This window comes from Pseudomonas sp. PS01300 (genome assembly GCF_029960155.1).
Classification (GTDB): Bacteria; Pseudomonadota; Gammaproteobacteria; order Pseudomonadales; family Pseudomonadaceae; genus Aquipseudomonas; species Aquipseudomonas palmensis.
In genome coordinates this window covers 1-1,741 of the sequence record NZ_JASCPN010000136.1, presented here as the reverse complement: position 1 = coordinate 1,741, position 1,741 = coordinate 1, and the positions used below count along the sequence as shown (strand labels likewise).

General features: G+C 51.4%; 3 protein-coding genes. 2 read left to right on the top strand and 1 reads right to left on the bottom strand.

The annotated features are described in order from the left end of the window. Together QMX96_RS26655 and QMX96_RS26650 are read left to right on the top strand one after the other, a co-directional pair. The coding region (locus tag QMX96_RS26655) for a hypothetical protein (protein WP_282362719.1) at window positions 1–569 on the top strand (569 nt) is incomplete at its 5' end. Between the two features lies 1 nt (window position 570). Then, the gene (locus tag QMX96_RS26650) at window positions 571–1,101 is read left to right on the top strand and encodes a contact-dependent growth inhibition system immunity protein (RefSeq protein WP_078482018.1); all 531 of its coding nucleotides are present in this window, start codon (window positions 571–573) and stop codon (window positions 1,099–1,101) included. A gap of 58 nt (window positions 1,102–1,159) precedes the next feature. Here the strand turns inward: QMX96_RS26650 and QMX96_RS26645 are convergent, their stop codons facing one another. Next, window positions 1,160–1,507 carry a helix-turn-helix domain-containing protein gene (locus QMX96_RS26645; protein ID WP_218568499.1) on the bottom strand — a complete coding sequence of 116 codons (348 nt, stop codon included), beginning with the start codon at window positions 1,505–1,507 and terminating at the stop codon, window positions 1,160–1,162. Between the last annotated feature and the right edge of the window lie 234 nt (window positions 1,508–1,741).

The following is a 1,741-nucleotide window of genomic DNA, read 5'->3' as shown; positions in this document are numbered from 1 at the left end:
AAGCGGAACTGGCGCTGGCGATTATTTCGCTGGGAAGTGCTGCTAAAGCTGTGGCTTCGAAAACGCCAGGGTGGCTTGAGAAGCTGGCGGGGATGTTGCAAAGCGGGGAAAAAAATGGTGCAAAAGCAACTGGCGGGGCGGTAGACCGTGCTACTACTGGGATTGAGTGGGGCAAGGGTATTCAAGGTCAAGGAATGCCTTGGGAGGATTACCTTGGGACGCAACTGCCAGCAGGCTCTCGACTACCGCCTAACTTCAAGACGTTTGACTTTTTTGACGAAACCACTGGTATAGCGACCAGCGCCAAAACACTTGATACGACGACTGCTGCCAAACTTGCTAATCCGAGCCAAGTATATTCATCGCTCAAAGGAAATATTGATGCCGCTGCTAATTTTTCTGAATCTGGCTTGAAGGGTGTGACAGTTACTGCAAGTCAAATTACCGCTCGCGAATTACAAGTTGCCATTCCTGAAGCCACGACTAGCGCTCAATGGGAACAAATCAATAGAGCCATTGAATATGGTCAGAGCAAAGGCATTACGGTAAAAATTACCAAGGTGAATTAAGATGAACGATGTCGTGAAAACAGCCTGGGCGGATGCAGGAGTCAATAAGGAATTTATTTACGTTAAAACTTATTCTGGCTATCGGAGTAGTCGAGCTGATCCACAGGGTGTCGAGCATCACGCCAGCCCTGAAATCAGTGATCAAGAGTTAGGTGTTGTGGTATTGGATGCGTTGGCCCATAGCCGATTTGTGCTTCCCGAGCCGCGTAAGGATGTTTGGATTCATCCTGAAGCTACGTTTGATATGGATTTATACGACTACGACTTGACCAGTCAACGATATGATCAATGGGTTGGCAGTACTTTGGAGCGCTATAGCTACAAGAATAAGCGTGCATTATTTAAAGATATGAAAAAATGCAGTATCGAAAGTAAGGGGGACCAGATAACTATTCGTCCTAGCCATCACGAAAAGCTAGAAGCCTGGAGTGGTAAGGGACTAAGTGAGAGTGACTATGTCATTATCCCCAGCGGTAGTAGTCCTTCCGATGTAGGTGCGGCCTTACGCTTGGCTTTTAGTCGGTGCACCTAATGTGTAGAGGTTTCGAGTTGATCTGACACCGGCCTCGTGCCGGTGTTTTTTTATCTGCTTACTGCAAAACCTCCCGTCCTTCGCTGCTCGCTTTAGTCGTGGCCTGAGCGATCAGGGCATCAAGCATCTGCGCAACGAATTTCTGTTGGCTCTTGGGTAGTTGGTCGATGGCCTCCAATTGCTGCTGCCATTTCGGAGCCGGGCCACGCTTACGCACAGTGGTTTCCTGCTGCTGACCAAACAGTTCTTCGAGTGTGGTCGAAAGCAGCCGGGCCAGCTCCGGCAACGCCGCTACCTGGATACGCCGCTTGCCGGATTCATAGGCTTGGATGGTCTGCTGAGACACTCCCAGCCGTTCAGCCAGTTGGGTTTGGGTGATGCCGTGTTCTTTGCGCAGGCGGGCAATGCGTTCGCCCTAGGCAATGAAAAATACACGTTCTTCGCTGGTGATGCTCATGGCTGTCGCCGACGAGTTCTGTAATAGGCAAAAAAAGCAACACAAAGACCGAGAAGCAGCACGACAGCGTGCGCCAGCAGGCGGCCGAACTGACTGCCGGCGGCTCGCTCAGCATCGAGGCCGGCGACAACCTGCTGATGGTTGCCAGCAAGGCCACGGCGGGCGGCGAGGCCTACATCTCCG